The organism is Pararobbsia silviterrae (assembly GCF_003628125.1).
Lineage (GTDB): Bacteria > Pseudomonadota > Gammaproteobacteria > Burkholderiales > Burkholderiaceae > Pararobbsia > Pararobbsia silviterrae.
The window spans coordinates 36,311-52,237 of record NZ_RBZU01000006.1; the positions used below are offsets into that span (position 1 = coordinate 36,311).

Genomic DNA, 15,927 nt, shown 5'->3' on the forward strand with positions numbered 1-15,927 from the left:
GTCGACAACCAATATCGGATAGACGGTAAAAAGCGGGGTCGTTATTGTCTGTCGTCTTTGATATCACCCGTGTTCGTCGTGGCAAAACCGATCTTGGCGACACGGCGTATCTCGGCGCGAATGACGATAGCCGGTCATCGACGCGTATCGATGCCGGACCCGCTTTAGGCTTGCATCAGGTTTAGGGGTTGGTGAGCCCACCCCAAAGGTTGCATGAGACCCAACCTTTGGGGTGTTTTTTTGCGCCGCCGCCATCGCGTTTTCACACGCGGCTTACCGGAGCGCGCAGCCGAACAGGAGTGCCTCGGTGATCGCGTAATAGCGCGCCGCCAATTCGTCGGCGGGGATCGCCGGGCGGGCCTGATTCACGCCTCGCGCGGCGTCGGAAATCATTTGCGCGGCACGTTCGGCCGTCATGCCCGGCCGCAGCCGCAAACGCTTCTGCGCGACGAGCGCCGCGATCAGCGTCTGCAGCTTGAGATTCGTCTCGCGCGCCACGTCGAGCATGATGTCCAGACCGACGGCAAAGGCCATCGTGTTCAGTTCGGCCGCGTGCGGGCTCACGAGCAGCCTGCGCCTGAATTCGCCATAGCGCGTGTCGAGCCAGTGGCCGATCACCTGTTCAATGGAATCGTCGCGTTCCAGCGCTTGCGCGGCGACGCGATCGGCGAGCGCCTGATAGTGCGCATTGCGCACGCGGAGCACCGCGCGAAACATGTCTTCCTTGCTGTGAAAGTGGTAGTAAAGCGCGCGTCGCTGCAAGCCGCACAACTCGCCCAACTGCGCCATCGTCAGCGTGGCGTAGCCGTGATCGATAAAGACTTCGGCGGCACGGTCGAGGAGTCGGGTAGTCGCGGCGCTATACAAGTTTCGGCAAGGATCTGAAGGCGTTGGCTCGGCATTGTAACGGCAGTTTCCGGACGCTCGCGAGTGTCGCAATCCCGGTCGTCCGATCAAAGGGCCTCATCGGTGACCCCTCATTTCCTCTGAAGAAATTTGCTCGTTGCAAAAGAATATGAGCAAATTATAATTTGCTCAATAAAATGCATTGTGTGCAAAGCACGTGCTGCGTGTCGCGCGTGGAATTGCGCTTGGGGTCGAAGTCGGCGCAGCGGAGCTGCGCTCAAGGCTACGGGGAATAGGGCAATGAAGAATGCGAACACGGGAGTGTCCGCGCGGCGGCATTGGGGTAGCGAGTTCGATATGCAGATCGCCCGGACCAGCGCGCATCTCTGCAGCATTCGGGACCTCGTGCGCGCCCAGGCGGAAATGTCGAGCGCAATCGAGTCCGTCGAGGTCAGCTATGGATACGCCGCGAAAATGGTTTTTCTCGCGCGGCTGATCGAGCAGCTCGAACGCCGCGGTGTGGATGCGCCGACGACGAACCCCTCCGCCGATTCGACGGTGACGGACCTGATCAACGACCTGCGCGCGTCGATCGCGAAGGGCCGGCGCGGCGCGAACCGGTCTTCGAACGCGAGACAGGCGAAGGCATAGCGCGCGACGCGTTCGACGTCTTGCGCGCGGCGTCGTGACGCAATCGCCGCCGACGTGCATTCGACGCGATGACTAGGCCCTTGGATCGCCCGATTGAACGGACCAGCCGAGGTTGGCGAAGGCCGTCGCGCTGCGATTGATCGTCGGTCCTCGCGCGGCCAATGTGACCGGCAGTGCCGACGGACACGCGTGAATATCGGCGGCCTTGCGCGGCTGGCTCAACGTCAGGACGCCCGAGAAATCCGTCGCCGAAAAGAAGCGCGCCGTGTTGAGCAAAGGCAGCGACGTACGATTCGTCACGCGCGCGAGTGTCTTGGCGATCGACAGATGATCGTAGAACGTGTGGTCGATCGTCGCTTGTTTGACATACGGCGAGACGATGATCGCCGGGACGCGCACACCGAAACGGTCGAAACGAAATCCGCGCCGGGTCAGCGACGTCGGCGCGACGGGCGATAACGGCGGCATGCCGGACACCGTACCCGGCTGCGGTATGACGTGATCGAAGAAGCCCCCGTGTTCGTCGAAGACGATCAAAAGCACACTTTCTTCCCAATACGGCGAAGACACGATCGCGCGATAAACGGCTTCGATCAATGCTTCGCCGTTGCGCACGTCTCCGCACGGGTGCATCGACTGGCCGTTGCGAAAATTTCCCAAAGGATCGTAGCTCGGCTCGATCCATATGAAGTTCGCATCGACGCGCTGACTCGCCAGCATCGAGAACAGATCTTCATGTGTGACAAAGCGCGCCGACGACGCTTGAACGCCCTTGAGCGCCCATGATTGGGGCGTATCGCCATGCGCGACGAGCCACTCGGCCGGCGTGAGACGCGTGAGCAATGAGTCGGACCCGTTGCCGAAGCGCGCGCCGTCAAAGAGTGTGGCGGCGATCGTTTCCTCATTGCTGGGTGAGTGATCGAGTCCCCACGATGTGCCGGCCAAGGCAAAGAAACGATTGGGCCACGTCGGGCCCGGCATCGAGGAAAACCATCGATCGCATACCGCGAACTGCTGCGCGAGGAAGTTGAGGACGGGGACTTGATCGGGCCCGAAGCCGCGCAGCGCCGTCGCCGTGTCGAACCCGTACGCGTCGAGGTCATAGGCGAATCCCGTTGCGTCGGGCGTGGCGGCCATGGGCGGATAGACGCCGCCGGGAAGGACGGCTGCGTCGTCGTGGATACTCCCGAGATAGGGGCGGGCCTGATCGGCACCGCACAGTTGCACGAGGGTGTCCGTGAACTCGTGGCCCGGATCGAACGCGAGCCTGAATGGCGCGCCCTGCACGACCGGGTAGGGTCTTCCATGCGTATCGGACACGTGAATGGTCGGTTTGCCGACGAGTCCGTCCGCGACCGTCGCGACGCCGGATGGTGTCCATCCACGCAAATCGGACCATCCGAGAAGATTGTCGTAGGAGCGGTTTTCCATCATCAACACGAACATCTTCTTGGTCTGCTGGATCGCTGACATGGTCGACTCCCCGCCGGACATCAGGACAGCACGCTGCTGGCTTTATTGATGCCGTAAGGCAGGAACAGCGTGGCGCCGGACGCGAAGAAGGCCCAAGCCGTGTTGGCTGTGTTGATGTCGTGTCCGGAGCACAGTTGCCAGACGACGTAAAAGCCGATGCCGATGAAGAACGTCGCCAGAATGATCGTGCCGATCAGCGCGATCAGGCGCGAGCTGCTTGGCACCAGGGGAGGGAGATCTCCCGCTGCGGGCGTCGGGGTGCCGTCCTGCAATTTGGCTTCTTCCGACAGCGCTTGCGCGAGATTCCAGTTTTGCGTGCGCAAGGCTTTGAGCACGACGAGGAGACTCGTGAACAACAGCAGCGCCATGCCGATCATGATGGCGCCTTTCAATACGGGATCGATGCACTCGGGGCCGCAGTCCGCGGGCTTGCCGGGCGTGGTGGCTTGAGCCTGGGCGAATTGCACGGCGACCAGAAGCGCCATGCCGCAGACGGTCTGGATAATCCGGGAAAACAGGCGTGTCATGCGAGCCGTTTCACGCCACTGTGTCGCGATTGCTTTCATGGTGTTCTCCTCTTCTTGTGTTGTGGGGCCGGTGCTTCAACAGATGTTGCGCGTCTGCATCGGTGACCCGTCGGGCCGTTTCCCTATCGGGCACAACGCGTCGCGCAAAGTCGCGGCCCGCGCGTTTGCATGTGCGCGACCTGCGTCGATGAGATAAGGACAGCGTTCGAGATCGAGCGCGTGCTGTCGTCAGGAGGCCGGCGGCAAACGACCGACGGCGGCCTTGAGCGCGTCGAAGGTCGCGTCATCGAGGACAGTCGTCGCCGGGAGTCCCTGTTGTGTCTGGAACGGGCTCATCGCGGCGCGCGTCGTCTTTTACCCGGTACGCAGGGCCAATCGGCGGCACGAGTGGAAGCGAGGCGATAGTCTTCGCCTTCTCGCGCCGAGCGTTACGTTGCGATCGTTTCGATGACACGGCATGACGGCCGGACGCATGGCGAATCGATCGGCGAGTTCACGCGCTGCTCCGGCGATCCGCGTGACCGTCGTGGCGATCTGGCGCCTGCGTATCGCGCGATGAACGTCCTGTTTGAATCGTCTGATTTTTGCGCGTGACGAACTGTGCGATCTCGCACTGACCACATCATGAATTCATTCGCGATCGACCCATTTGCGTACGCGATGACGGGCAGCGTTTGCGTGTCTTGAAGCGTGTCGTCAAGCCAGTCGAAGACCCTGCCGGTCAGCAGCGAACGATTGATTCGGTGCGTCGATCAAGACGCTATCCGGTCGCGCCTTTGAAGCGGGCGTGGAAACAGCGGATACGTAGCGAGCGCGACGATGCCTGCCATGAGCCAGACCCCGGCCCATGAACTCGCCGCAAGCAGATGAGGAATCAGCGTCGGCGCGACGAACAGTCCTGCATAGACGACCGTATTCGCCATGCCGAGCGCGGTGCCCGCGCGGCCGGGGCCGGCGAGCGTCGCGAGTTCGGCATAGGCGACGCCGTGCCAGGCGGAGACGCTGATCCCCGCCGCGGCGATCGTGATCACCGTGATCGCAATCGGTACATGTCGACCGAGCGCGACGGCCGAAGCGAGCGCGACGAAGCCGACCGCGGCGACGAGCGTCGAGCCTCGCAGATACGCGCGACGATTGCCGTGCCGATCCGTATGCCGGCCGCTCCAGACGCGCATGATCATCGCGCCCGTCTGGATGACGCCCATCGTTGCGCTCGTGCCGACAAGGCCGAGACGGCCGAAGTCATGCAGAAAGATCGTCGCGAACGTCAACACGGCGAATTGCGGCACGCAGAGCAGTCCGATCCCGAATGCGACGCGCCACACGGTGATATCGGCAAGCGGACCGCGCGCGGGTGTCGCGGCCTGCGTATGCGACTGCTCCGTCGCATGCGGCGGCGAGCGGAGCCAGCGCAACGCAGCGACCGCGGACAGCGCGCACATCGCCGCGAGCGCGGCAAAGACGCTGCCGAAGCCGTGCCGCGAAGCGAGCCACGGCAGCACGGCCGCGCCGAGGCCGCCGCCGAGCGGTACCGCGGTTTGCCGGATGCTCATGGCCAGCCCGCGTTCGCCTTCCTTGAACCAGCTCATGACGGCGCGTCCGCTCGACCCGTTGACGCTTCCGCCGCACAATCCGGCCACGCACATCGCGCATGCGAGCAGCGGCATCGCGGGCGCCCCATGTGCCGACGGCACGCCGAACAGCGCAATCGCAATCAACGTCAACGCGGTCGCGAGCAGACCCGTGACCAGCACGGGCCGATCGCCGAGGCGATCGGTTGCGACGCCCCACGGCAATTCGGACACCGCAAGACCCAGCCCCATTGCGCCGAGTACGAGTCCGAGTTCGGCATTGCCGAAGTGATACGACGTGCGCATCCAGACCGCGGTCGTCGGAATGCCGTTGGCGGCCGCCGAAAAACTCGCGTTCGCCGCGACGCCGGCGCCGAGCACTTTCCATCGATGCGATGCATTGAGCGATCCATTGCGCGCTTCGACGCGCCGGGGTTCGATGACGCACGGCGATTCCATTCGCTCCTCCGATTATTTCTTTGACCCGTGCAGTCTCGCATCCTATGATCATTCGGAATATTGGATTATTTAACACTAACGATCCGGAAAAACAGGATGAATGCGAGCTTTGACATTGCGGTCTTGCGGAGCTTCGTGGCGGGCATGGATCTGGGCAGTTTTGCTAAAGCAGCGGACCGTGTCGGGCGTTCGACGTCGGCGGTCAGCGCGCAGATCCGCAAGCTCGAAGAGCAGACCGGCAAACCGATTTTTCGCAAATCGGGCCGGGGTCTCGCGCTCACGGAAGCCGGACAGACGCTGCTGCAGTACGCGCGCAGGCTCGTCGAACTCAATGACGAAGCGCTCGCGGCGACACGCGGCGTCGATCTCGAAGGGTGGGTGCGGCTCGGATTGCAGGAAGACTTTGGCGAAAGCGTGTTGCCGGGTGTGCTCGGCCAGTTTTCGCGGGCCCATCCGAAAGTGCGGATCGAGGCGCGTGTCGCGCGCAACGTGGATCTGTTCGCGCGGCTCGATGCGGGCGAGCTCGATCTCGCGCTCGTCTGGGACGATCGCGACGTGCCCGCGCAACTCCGCTATACGCTCGGCACGAGCGAGATCGTGGCCGAACCCGCGATGCGCTGGATCGGGACCGATGTCTTGCAGTGGGACGCCGCGTCGGGTGAACCGTTGCCGCTGATCCTGTTCGACGGCTCGTGCATGCTGTCGAGCATGGCGACGGCGGCGCTCGATCGCGCGGGCATCGCGTGGCGCGTCGTCTTTACGAGTCCGAGCCTTGCCGGACTCTGGGCCGCGGCCGGGGCAGGCCTCGGCGTGACGGTCCGCACGCACTACGGACTGCCGTCGACGGTACGCATACTCGATGCCGCCGCGCACGGATTGCCGCCTTTACCCAGCTTGCCGCTGGCGCTCGTGCGCGCGTCGAATACGCCGACGCCGCCCGTCGATCAATTGGCCGCGCTCGTGCTCGACGCCGTGCGTTTATCGCGCACGAGCGGCAGATCGTCATGGCTTGAGCGGCTGTCTCTTTTGCTTTAGAGGAAATCTTCAGAAAATCCACGGCATACCGTAATACAGACGTAACCATTTTGTTGGTGTTGTGTACGTATTCGTGGAAGGCTTATGAAGAACATGAAACTGTCGACGCGTCTTAGCGCGGGCTTCGCGTTGTTGACACTCTTGCTGGTCGCCGTCGCGGGCCTTGCGTTCTACGGGTTGTCGCAACTGAACGAAAGGCTCGACGACATCGCACGGGTCAATGACACCGAAGCGCGTTTGGCGAATGTCCTGAAGTCATCGATTCAGGATCGTGCGATTGCCGTACGCAATCTCGCGTTCCTCGAAAATCGTCAGGATCTGCTCGCCGAAGTCGAGCGGATCCGGCAACAGGACCGGGCGTATGCCGATGCCGTCAAGCAACTTCACGACATGTTTTCGCAGGAAGCGGGGACGAGCGAGGCCGAACGCCATCTGCTGACGGAAATCGACGAGAAAGAGGCGCTCGCGGTGCCGCCGATGAACAAGGTCGTCGAGCAGGCTGTCGCCGGAGACGTGACGACCGCCACGCATACGTTGATGAACGAGGCGCGACCGCCTCAGCGTGTGTGGCTCGCCAAGGCGGTTGCGCTGGCGGATCGCGAAGACGACGAGAATGCCGAGGCGCAAAAGGATGCGGTGCTGACCTATGCGCATATCCGCTGGCTCGTCGGTTCGTTGGTTTTCCTGGCGATCGTCGTCGCGCTTGCGACGGCCGTGGTACTCACGCGGAGCGTGTTGCGGCAATTGGGTGGCGAGCCGAGCGATGCGCAACGGATCGCCGGACAGATCGCGGAGGGCAATCTGCGTGTTTCGATCGCGCTGACGCACGGTGACGACCGCAGTCTGATGGCGTCGCTCGAATCGATGCGCGTGCGATTGACCCGGATCGTGTCGGGCATCCAGTCGTCGGCGGAATCCATTTCATCGGCGGCGGGCGAGATCGCGCAGGGCAACCTCGATCTGTCGCGACGGACCGAACAGCAGGCCGCCTCGCTCGAAGAAACGGCCGCGAGCATGGAAGAGCTGACCGCGACCGTCAAGGCGAACACCGACAATGCGCGTCAAGGCAGCACGCTCGCGGGCACGGCATCGCAAACCGCGTCGATCGGCGGTGACGTCGTGCATCGCGTGGTCAGCACGATGCAGAACATCTCGACGAGTTCGTCGAAGGTGGCCGAGATCATTGCCGTCATCGAAGGCATTGCGTTCCAGACCAATATCCTTGCGTTGAATGCCGCCGTCGAAGCCGCGCGCGCGGGCGAGGAAGGACGGGGATTCGCGGTCGTCGCGGGCGAGGTGCGCACACTCGCGCAGCGTAGCGCGAATGCCGCCAAAGAGATCAAGAGTCTGATCGAGACGTCGGCGTCGCATGTCGAGGCCGGCGCGACGCTCGTGCAGGATGCCGGCCAGACGATGAGCGAGGTCGTGCGTTCGGTCCAGCGCGTGACGGACATCATCGGTGAAATCGTGTCGGCGTCGGTCGAGCAGACGACGGGCATCGATCAAGTGAATACGGCCGTGATCCAGATGGACGAAGTCACGCAACAGAACGCGGCGCTGGTCGAACAGGCGAGCGCCGCGGCGCGCGCGATGGCCGATCAGGCCGCGACACTGCGTGAGGCCGTGTCGATCTTCAAGGTCGACGAGGCGTCGGGTTTGCGCGCCGCGGGGCACGGGTTCGCGATGTAGACCCGGCGAGTGTCTCGGCACGCGTTCGGATGCCTCGTCAAAAGGCCTCGCGATGCGGGGCCTTTCAAACCTTGACCCGCCTTTAGCGGTACGCGCCGACCTTGAAGATATCGATGGCTTCCTGCAGCGCCCGGCTTTGTTCGGCGACCGATTGGGCCGCCGCGGACGCTTGCTCGACGAGGGCCGCGTTCTGCTGCGTCGTCTGGTCCATCTGACTGACGGCCTGGTTGACCTGTTCGATCCCGGTGCTTTGCTCGACCGCCGCCGTGGCGAGTTCGTTCATGAGCGTGCTGACGCGTTCGATCGCGCGGATCGTGTCCGTGATCGTCGTGCCCGACTGCTCGACCAGGTGCGAACCGGAGTTGACGCGTGACGTCGATTCGTCGATCAAGGTCTTGATTTCCTTGGCCGCGCTCGCGCTGCGCTGTGCGAGTCCGCGGACCTCGCTCGCGACCACGGCGAAACCTCGACCTTGTTCGCCCGCGCGCGCGGCTTCGACGGCCGCGTTCAGCGCAAGGATATTGGTCTGGAACGCGATGCTCTCGATGACGCTGACGATATCGGCCATCTTGTGCGAGTCCTCGACGATCTTCTGCATCGTGCCGACGACGTTCTGCGTCAACTGGCCGCCTTGCTCCGCGAGATTCGACGCATCCGACGCCAACTGGCTGGCCTGCTTCGAATTGTCCGAGGCCTGTTTGACGGTCGCGACGAGCTGCTCCATGCTGGCCGCCGTCTGTTCGAGCGCCGCGGCCTGTTCTTCCGTGCGTTGCGAGAGGCTCATATTGCCCGCGGCGATTTCGTCGACGCCCACGTTGATCGTTTCGGTCCGTTGACGCACCGTGCCGACCATGCCGATCAACGCGCCCTGCATTTTTTGCAAGGCGGCCGTGAGCCGGCCCATTTCGTTGGCGCCGGTCGATGCGATCTGGCCTGTCAGGTCGCCGCCCGCGATGCGGTCGAAGTGGACGATCGCGGCATCGACCGGCGCGACGATCACGCGCATGAGCGCATTGCGCGCGGTCCAGCCGAGCAGAAGTCCAAGCACGAGGCCGACGCCGACGACGAGACTGACGCGATTGAAGCGGTCCTGCGCGTCCTGATAGCGTTGTGCGCCATTGTCGATCTGGACTTTCTCGACGGCGGCCATGGCTTTGCCATAAGCGTTGTAAAGCGCCGGCATCGTATGCGCCTGCAGATTCAGGAATGTCGGCCGATCGCCGGCCTTGATCGCGGCGAGCGCGGGCTGCAGGCCGTCGTGGACGAAGGCATTGCGCTTGTCCTGCATGTCCTGGATGAGCTGCGCTTCGTCGCCGTTCGAACCGGCCTTGCTCAGGAAGCTGGCCAGGCGCTCGTTCGACACCTCGACGTAGTGATCGAAGCGCAAGAGGACGGCCTTGGACCCTTCCTGATCGTTGAGTTCGGTCAACGACGCGAACGTCGCCAGCGCAAGGCGCGCATTGAGCAACTGGGCGGCGGTGCCTTCGAGATCGGCGACGGCGGGTGTATCGACCGTGTACATCTGCTTGAGCGACTCATTCCCCGCGCGCATCGACAACAGACCGACAGCGGCCCCCACAATCAGCGCAAGCCCGAAAAACACGACGATCAAGCTCAGGCTTGCTCGAATGGATAGATTCTTCAACACAGTTCGACTCTCCGCGGTGCGCCCTCGTGGTTGTGGTCTAAGGCAATCATTCATCGACCCGAAATGCGTCGGGTTTTTTGTCTTTATCGAGGGCTGACTGCATCAACGGCCGTTACGCATGAAACTTGAAGGCGTTAGGCGACTATCGCGGCGGAATCGTGTCAACGCGCGCGATTTCGGTGCGGACGCTTGATCTCGATCAATGAGCGGTGGCGAAGCCGATAGGAATCGAGGGCGGTCCGCCGCGTGCGCTTGTTAGGCCGTTATGCTCAATATCTGGAACGTGGCGATGTTTACTTTTTCATTACGGTAAGCAGGCCGACCCCTAAAGCGTGGCGATCCTTAAGCATGTCGATTCTTGAGCATGCCGATCCTTAAGACGCCATCCCGCGCTTGAGCGACGGGAGAATGCGCTCAAGCGCGCCCCGCACGACAAGCACGACAAGCACGACAAGCACGACAAGCACGACAAGCACGACAAGCACGACAAGCACGACAAGCACGACAAGCACGACAAGCACGACAAGCACGACAAGCGACGCCGCGGCCAAGCCTTGTATCGGCCGATCGAGGCCCTCATTCCGAACTCATTCTTGGCTTGTAATCTGCGTCTCGACAGCGGTTAACACCCACGCGTCCGACAGGGATTTTTCGCGAGATGCGGCTCGCCGTGCATCATGACGGCGCGTTACTTGCGGTCTTTGCGCAGTGCCGACGCAGGATGCCTTGCCGTTCCGATGATGATTTGGACTCACGCTCAAGATGAACAACTCGCTTTCTCATGCAGCCGCTTCGACGTCCGATACCGCGTCGGCGACCACGCGTCGTCAGTGGCTTGCGGTGATCGCCGTCGCGATCAGCGCATTTGCGTTTGTCACGTCGGAATTCCTGCCCGTCGGTCTGTTGCCTCAAATCGCGCGGGATCTTGGCGTCACGCCGGGTACCGCGGGCCTGATGATCACGATGCCCGGCATCCTCGCGGCGATCTCCGCGCCCGCGCTGATGATCCTCGCGGGCCGCATGGATCGCCGTCATGTGTTCATGCTGCTGACGGCTGCGCTGCTCGTGTCGAATCTGATCTGCGCGACATCGACGCACTTCGCGGCGATGCTGATCGGACGCGCGATGCTCGGCGCCGCGCTCGGCGGATTCTGGACGCTCGCGACCGCGGCGGCGGGGCGTCTCGTGCAGCCCGCCGATGCGACCAAGGCGATGGGGACGATCCTCACCGGCGTCATGTGCGCGACCGTCGCGGGTGTGCCGCTCGGTACGTTCATCGCGAGTTTCGCGTCATGGCGCGCATCGTTTTACGTGACCGGCGCGCTGGTGGCGATCGCGCTTGCGTTGCAGGCCTGGCTCACGCCGTCGTTGCCGTCCGAGACCGCGTTGCGTTTCGGGGCGTTCGTCGACGTGCTGCGTCGTCCGTTCGCGCGGCTCAGCCTGTTGATGATCGCGCTGGTGTTCGGCGCGCACTTCTCGACGTACACCTATATCGCGCCCTGGCTTCAAGAGGATTTCTCGGTGCGGGCAATGACCCTGTTGCTGCTGGCATTCGGCGTCGCCGGCTTTGTGGCCAATACGGTGTTTTCGACGTTGATCGCCGGTCGCCTGAAGGGATCGATCACCGCCATGATGCTGTTGCTGCTGGGCGCGCTTGCGTCGATGGCGTGGTTCGACCATTCGCGCGTCGGCGACAGCGTCGCGATGCTTGTTTGGGGGGCGGCGTTCGGTGCGCTGCCGCTGTGCTGCAGCGTCTGGATTCAGCGCGGCATCGCCGATGCGGCCGAGGCGGGTTCGGCGCTGTTCATCTGCGTGGTCCAGATCGCGATCGCAGTCGGCTCGTGCGTCGGCGGCGGCATCGTCGATACGGCCGGCACGCGTGTCGACTTCGTATTCGGCGGCGTACTCGTGCTGTTTGCGCTTGTCATGCTCTTGCGGCTCGTCGCGCTCGAACGTCTGCGCACCAAGACGCGCGCATCGATTGCCTTGTGCCGGGATGGATGCGCCTAGGCTGAGGCGCGATCGTCGATATCGAATCGCCCGCATTCAAATCGTTCACATTCGAATCGCCCATACGCCGCGCGCGAATCGTCGGATTGCGCGCGGCATTTTTTGCTAAGCGGCGATGCGGCTGAATCAGTCGCCTTCCTTCAGCGCGAACTCCGCAAGGTGTCCCGATGCATTGACTTCACGACCCGGATCGACGGGCAGGCGCAGACCGAAATGGCGCTTGAGGATGTCCGAGACCAATTCATACGCCGAGCCGATGCGCAGCACGCGCATGTTCTCGAAGTCGATGCCGGTCGACGAGCGCTGATAGTGATGGAACGGCCGGAGTCCGTAGTCGAGGTAGATATCGGCGATCGCGCGCACTTCGGGTTGAATGTCTTCATAGCGGAATTTCGTGCCGGTCCCCGTGAGATTCGCGGACGAACCGAACACGGGCACGAGATTTTCGCGCGCGAGACGCCCCACTTCCTTGTGCACGGGACCGCCGTTGACGAGCATCCCGAGCATGCCGCGCGCGGTACTCGCCTTGAGCAGTTCCGGCGCGACCTTTTGCATCAGCGGATGGTCCTTGCGATAAGGCGCGACGACGCCGAGCGGGAGGTTGTAGTCCTGCGTGATGCAATCGATCATGTCCTGGCGACGCTGATCGAGAATGTGAATCTCGCGCTGACCCTGGGCGTCGACCGTCATCGCATGGCGCTTGTGGCCGCCGCGCTGCTTCGTGTCGAAGATTTTCTGCATCGCTTCGGGCGAGCCGCCGAAGATGCCGTAGCCGACGGTGTTCGCGCAAATCGCGATGCCGCCCGCCTTGAGCACGTCGAAAAGACGCTGGGCGTCAGCCTTGGTGTCGACGCGCGGCGCGATGGTCGGGGTGAATTCCTCGATGATGTCCAATTTCAGTCTCCGTATTTAAGTGAAATAGGTGGGTGGAGCGAGTGCCTGATAAAAGGCGGGAAAAAATGGGTGCGGTGCTTAGACGGGGTCGCCCGCGATTTGCGGGATGTCCCATATCCAGGGCCGGGCCTTGCGATCGGCGGCCTGAAAAGCGTGGATTTGAGCGCTGAGCTTGAGTGTCAGACCAATCGCGTCGAGGCCTTCGAGCATCATGGCGCGTTCGTTGGGCGGGACCGAGAACGCGATGCGCGTGCCGTCCGGTCGAACGATGTCGCATGCGTCGAGATCGACCGTGAGGACAAGTCGACCCGATTCGGCGTCGTGCGCGAGGTCCTCGACTTGATCCTTCGGCAATTCGATCGGCAACACGCCGTTGCGATAGCAGTTGTTGCGAAAGATCGCGCCGAACGAGGGGGCGATGACGCCTCGCAATCCGAACTGCCGGACCGCCCATACGGCGGGTTCACGCGAAGACCCGCTGCCGAAGTTCGCATCGGCGATCAGGAAGCGCGCTTCGCGAAACGGCTCGCGATTGAGCACGAAATCGGGATTCTCGATGCGCGACCCCGCGGGGCCCGGCAAATAGCGCCACGGCGCGAGCAGTTTGGCGCCGTATCCGTCCTTGCCGGAGCCCGTGATTTCGCGCGACGGGATCAGCAGGTCCGTATCGATGTTGGCGCGCATCAGCGGGGCCGCGATACCGGTGACTTTGACGAAGCTTTCCATGGGACCTCAGTTCAACAGGAGACGCGGGTCGGCGATGCAGCCCGCGATCGCCGATGCCGCGACGGTCGCGGGACTGGCCAGATGGGATCGGACACCGATCCCTTGGCGGCCTTCGAAATTCCGATTCGTGCTGGTGATCACGCGCCGCGCCGCCACGCCGTGCTGGTCGAAGTTGTCGCCGCCTGCGTAGAAGCACAGCGAGCAGCCGCTTTCACGCCATTCGAAGCCGGCTTCGCGGAAGATGCGATCGAGTCCCTCGGCTTCCGCTTGCCGCTTGACCTCCGTCGAGCCCGGCACGACGAGCGCCTTGACGCCGTCGGCGACTTTGCGCCCCTGAACGACCTGCGCCGCGGCGCGAAGATCGGGCAGGCGGCTGTTCGTGCATGAGCCGATGAACGCGGCATCGATCGGCTGACCCAGAATCGGTTGGCCGCGCTGCAGCGCCATATACGCGAGCGCGCGCTCGGCGCTCGCGCTCAACGAAGTCGTCACGACACCGTCGATCGCGCAGACCTGACCGGGGTCCGTTCCCCAGGTGACTTGAGGCGCGACGGTGCTGCAGTCGAGTTCGAGCTCGGCGTCCCAGCGTGCGCCTGCATCGGAGCGCAGCGTGCGCCAGTGCCGCACGGCGGCGTCCCATGCGTCGCCCGACGGCGCAAAGGGGCGGCCCGCGAGCCAGTCGAACGTGACGTCGTCGGGCGCGATCAGACCCGTCCACGCGCCGAATTCGACGGCCATATTGCAGATCGTCAGGCGTCCTTCGACGTCGAGCGCGCGAATCGCTTCGCCCGCGAATTCGATCGCATGGCCCGCGCCGCCTGTCGCACCGTATTTACCGATCAACGCAAGGATCAGATCCTTGGCCGTGACGCCCGCTTGCGCGCGTCCGTTGAAATTGATCCGCATCGTCTTGGGCCGCGTGCGCGCGAGGGTCTGCGTCGCGACGGCATGCTCGCCCTCGCTGGTCCCGATCCCCCAGGCCAGTGCGCCGATGCCGCCATTCGTGCACGTGTGGCTGTCGCAACACACGAGCGTGCTGCCGGGCAACGCAATGCCTTGCTCGGGCGCCACGACGTGCGAGATGCCTTGCCGCGTGTCGCCGATGTCGAACAGCCGCACGCCGTGTCGCAACGATGCCGCGCGAAATTCACGGATGAAATTCGTGCCGCCTTTGAGCAGGGTGTCGTCGCCGCGTCCCGGATGCGTGTCGATGATGTGGTCCATCGTTCCGAAGACGAGCTCTCGATTCGACACCGGACGCCCCGCGGCCTGAAGTCCGGCATAGACCGTGGGTCCGGCGCGGTCGTGCAGGAATACACGGTCGATATGTAACAGCGTCTGACCGCTATTGATATCGGCGACGGCGTGCGCGTCCCAGATCTTTTCAATGATGGTTCGGGCTTGGTCGTGCATCGTGCCGTCCATCATGCGTGCTCGGTCGAGCTTGCCCGCAGATCGGCGAGCAATTGTTTTTCGAGCGCGAAGACTTCGTCGAATCCGGCGAGCTTGCGGACTTCGTTGAACGAGGTCTGGCGCGTCCCGGGGCCGCCCGCATATCCATTCGATTTGACGGATTCGAGTACGTCGCGCATTCCGGCGATCGCCGCGAACACGAGCGTGCCGGGCAGGCTCACGCGCGCGATGCCGATCGCCTGCATCTCGGCGAACGTGAAATGTTCGGGCGATTTGCCGCCCTCCACGACATTGATGGCGACGGGACCGTCGATGCGTTTGACGGCTTGTTCGGCCAGCGCTTTGTCCGTCATGCCTTCGACGAAGATCATCGTGGCGCCGGCCGCCAGATACGCGTTGCCGCGCCGCACGACCTCGTCGATGCCGCCGATGGCAAGCGCATCCGTGCGCGCATTGATGACGAAATCGCTGTCGGTGCGGGCCTGCGCGCATGCGCGGATCTTTGCCACGGCTTCGTCGATCGGCACGATCGTCTTGCCGTCGAGATGTCCGCACCGCTTGGGCATGACCTGGTCCTCGATATTGACGCCCGCGCAGCCGATACGTTCGAACGCGCGCACGGCGTACCACGCGTTGACGGCGTTGCCGAAGCCCGTATCGCCGTCGGCCATGACGGGCAGATCGACCGCATCGACGATGACCCGCGTGGCGGCGACCATGTCCGACATCGACAGGAAACTGTAATCGGGGAGCCCGAGCCGGCTCACGGAAATGCCGTAGCCTGAGCATTGCACCGCGTGGAATCCCGCTTGTTCGATGATCCGCGCGGACAGCGGATCGAATGCGCCCGGCATCACGAGCAGATCCGGCGATTCGATAAGGTGCTTGAGGCGAGTGGTTTTGCGCATGGTGTCTCCTTTGCTGGCGCTACTGTGCGGCCAGGCTCAGGCTCGATCAATGCAACCACTGGTCCTATTCGCGCAGC

General features: G+C 63.3%; 14 protein-coding genes and 1 pseudogene. 4 read left to right on the forward strand and 11 right to left on the reverse strand.

Translation table 11 applies throughout. From position 1 onward, the window contains the following. Nucleotides 1–273: 273 nt before the first annotated feature. A complete protein-coding gene (locus tag D7S86_RS14755; RefSeq protein ID WP_158601960.1) occupies nucleotides 274–867 on the reverse strand; it encodes a TetR/AcrR family transcriptional regulator in 594 nt (197 codons plus the stop codon). A 279-nt stretch (nucleotides 868–1,146) separates the two neighbouring features. On the opposite strand from D7S86_RS14755, the gene D7S86_RS14760 reads away from it, so the two are divergent. Further along, nucleotides 1,147–1,497 carry a hypothetical protein gene (locus tag D7S86_RS14760; RefSeq protein ID WP_147432336.1) on the forward strand — a complete coding sequence of 117 codons (351 nt, stop codon included), beginning with the start codon at nucleotides 1,147–1,149 and terminating at the stop codon, nucleotides 1,495–1,497. Nucleotides 1,498–1,569: 72 nt separating this feature from the next. Here the strand turns inward: D7S86_RS14760 and D7S86_RS14765 are convergent, their stop codons facing one another. The 4 genes and pseudogenes from D7S86_RS14765 to D7S86_RS14780 form a co-directional block, all read right to left on the reverse strand. Beyond that, the gene (locus tag D7S86_RS14765) at nucleotides 1,570–2,970 is read right to left on the reverse strand and encodes an alkaline phosphatase family protein (RefSeq protein ID WP_240648166.1); all 1,401 of its coding nucleotides are present in this window, start codon (nucleotides 2,968–2,970) and stop codon (nucleotides 1,570–1,572) included. Between the two features lie 20 nt (nucleotides 2,971–2,990). After that, on the reverse strand, nucleotides 2,991–3,536 hold the full coding sequence (locus D7S86_RS14770; protein WP_147432337.1) for a hypothetical protein: 546 nt from the start codon (nucleotides 3,534–3,536) through the stop codon (nucleotides 2,991–2,993). A 189-nt stretch (nucleotides 3,537–3,725) separates the two neighbouring features. Next, nucleotides 3,726–3,836: pseudogene (locus tag D7S86_RS30685) on the reverse strand (hypothetical protein); the annotation flags it as partial. Between the two features lie 413 nt (nucleotides 3,837–4,249). After that, nucleotides 4,250–5,527: an MFS transporter gene (locus D7S86_RS14780; protein ID WP_121087622.1), complete on the reverse strand. Its 1,278-nt coding sequence runs from the start codon at nucleotides 5,525–5,527 to the stop codon at nucleotides 4,250–4,252. 96 nt (nucleotides 5,528–5,623) lie between these two features. Between D7S86_RS14780 and D7S86_RS14785 the strand changes: the two genes are divergently transcribed. Together D7S86_RS14785 and D7S86_RS14790 are read left to right on the forward strand one after the other, a co-directional pair. Further along, a complete protein-coding gene (locus tag D7S86_RS14785; RefSeq protein WP_121087623.1) occupies nucleotides 5,624–6,562 on the forward strand; it encodes a LysR substrate-binding domain-containing protein in 939 nt (312 codons plus the stop codon). An 84-nt stretch (nucleotides 6,563–6,646) separates the two neighbouring features. Continuing rightward, nucleotides 6,647–8,251, forward strand: a complete 1,605-nt coding sequence (locus D7S86_RS14790) for a methyl-accepting chemotaxis protein (protein WP_121087624.1) — start codon at nucleotides 6,647–6,649, stop codon at nucleotides 8,249–8,251. Nucleotides 8,252–8,333: 82 nt separating this feature from the next. Here D7S86_RS14790 and D7S86_RS14795 read toward each other — a convergent pair whose 3' ends face one another. Both D7S86_RS14795 and D7S86_RS29540 read right to left on the reverse strand, forming a co-directional pair. Then, complete coding sequence (locus tag D7S86_RS14795) at nucleotides 8,334–9,899, reverse strand: methyl-accepting chemotaxis protein (protein WP_121087625.1); 1,566 nt, start codon at nucleotides 9,897–9,899, stop codon at nucleotides 8,334–8,336. 374 nt (nucleotides 9,900–10,273) lie between these two features. Then, complete coding sequence (locus tag D7S86_RS29540; RefSeq protein WP_158601961.1) at nucleotides 10,274–10,450, reverse strand: hypothetical protein; 177 nt, start codon at nucleotides 10,448–10,450, stop codon at nucleotides 10,274–10,276. A 211-nt stretch (nucleotides 10,451–10,661) separates the two neighbouring features. Between D7S86_RS29540 and D7S86_RS14805 the strand changes: the two genes are divergently transcribed. Next, nucleotides 10,662–11,909 (forward strand): MFS transporter, encoded by a 1,248-nt coding sequence (locus D7S86_RS14805; RefSeq protein WP_121087627.1) that lies wholly within the window; start codon nucleotides 10,662–10,664, stop codon nucleotides 11,907–11,909. Between the two features lie 126 nt (nucleotides 11,910–12,035). On the opposite strand, the gene D7S86_RS14810 is transcribed toward D7S86_RS14805, so the two are convergent. The 4 genes from D7S86_RS14810 to D7S86_RS14825 all read right to left on the reverse strand — a co-directional run bounded on the left by D7S86_RS14810 (nucleotide 12,036) and on the right by D7S86_RS14825 (nucleotide 15,850). After that, nucleotides 12,036–12,803 carry a Sua5/YciO/YrdC/YwlC family protein gene (locus D7S86_RS14810; protein WP_240648168.1) on the reverse strand — a complete coding sequence of 256 codons (768 nt, stop codon included), beginning with the start codon at nucleotides 12,801–12,803 and terminating at the stop codon, nucleotides 12,036–12,038. A 78-nt stretch (nucleotides 12,804–12,881) separates the two neighbouring features. Continuing rightward, entirely contained in the window at nucleotides 12,882–13,529 is a 648-nt protein-coding gene (gene leuD / locus D7S86_RS14815) for a 3-isopropylmalate dehydratase small subunit (RefSeq protein WP_121087628.1), read from the reverse strand. 6 nt (nucleotides 13,530–13,535) lie between these two features. Further along, the gene (gene leuC, locus D7S86_RS14820) at nucleotides 13,536–14,957 is read right to left on the reverse strand and encodes a 3-isopropylmalate dehydratase large subunit (RefSeq protein ID WP_240648169.1); all 1,422 of its coding nucleotides are present in this window, start codon (nucleotides 14,955–14,957) and stop codon (nucleotides 13,536–13,538) included. Next, nucleotides 14,954–15,850 carry an isocitrate lyase/PEP mutase family protein gene (locus D7S86_RS14825; protein ID WP_121087629.1) on the reverse strand — a complete coding sequence of 299 codons (897 nt, stop codon included), beginning with the start codon at nucleotides 15,848–15,850 and terminating at the stop codon, nucleotides 14,954–14,956. The genes leuC and D7S86_RS14825 overlap by 4 nt, the downstream gene beginning before the upstream one ends. Nucleotides 15,851–15,927 lie beyond the last annotated feature (77 nt).

Bases quoted from the DNA above. Each gene is read 5' to 3' on its own strand.
- D7S86_RS14825 (WP_121087629.1), bottom strand. From the start codon at position 15,850: ATGCGCAAAACCACTCGCCTCAAGCACCTTATCGAATCGCCGGATCTG.
- D7S86_RS14760 (WP_147432336.1), top strand. From the start codon at position 1,147: ATGAAGAATGCGAACACGGGAGTGTCCGCGCGGCGGCATTGGGGTAGC.
- D7S86_RS14790 (WP_121087624.1), top strand. From the start codon at position 6,647: ATGAAGAACATGAAACTGTCGACGCGTCTTAGCGCGGGCTTCGCGTTG.
- D7S86_RS14765 (WP_240648166.1), bottom strand. From the start codon at position 2,970: ATGTCAGCGATCCAGCAGACCAAGAAGATGTTCGTGTTGATGATGGAA.
- D7S86_RS14770 (WP_147432337.1), bottom strand. From the start codon at position 3,536: ATGAAAGCAATCGCGACACAGTGGCGTGAAACGGCTCGCATGACACGC.
- leuD (WP_121087628.1), bottom strand. From the start codon at position 13,529: ATGGAAAGCTTCGTCAAAGTCACCGGTATCGCGGCCCCGCTGATGCGC.
- leuC (WP_240648169.1), bottom strand. From the start codon at position 14,957: ATGATGGACGGCACGATGCACGACCAAGCCCGAACCATCATTGAAAAG.
- D7S86_RS14805 (WP_121087627.1), top strand. From the start codon at position 10,662: ATGAACAACTCGCTTTCTCATGCAGCCGCTTCGACGTCCGATACCGCG.
- D7S86_RS14785 (WP_121087623.1), top strand. From the start codon at position 5,624: ATGAATGCGAGCTTTGACATTGCGGTCTTGCGGAGCTTCGTGGCGGGC.
- D7S86_RS14780 (WP_121087622.1), bottom strand. From the start codon at position 5,527: ATGGAATCGCCGTGCGTCATCGAACCCCGGCGCGTCGAAGCGCGCAAT.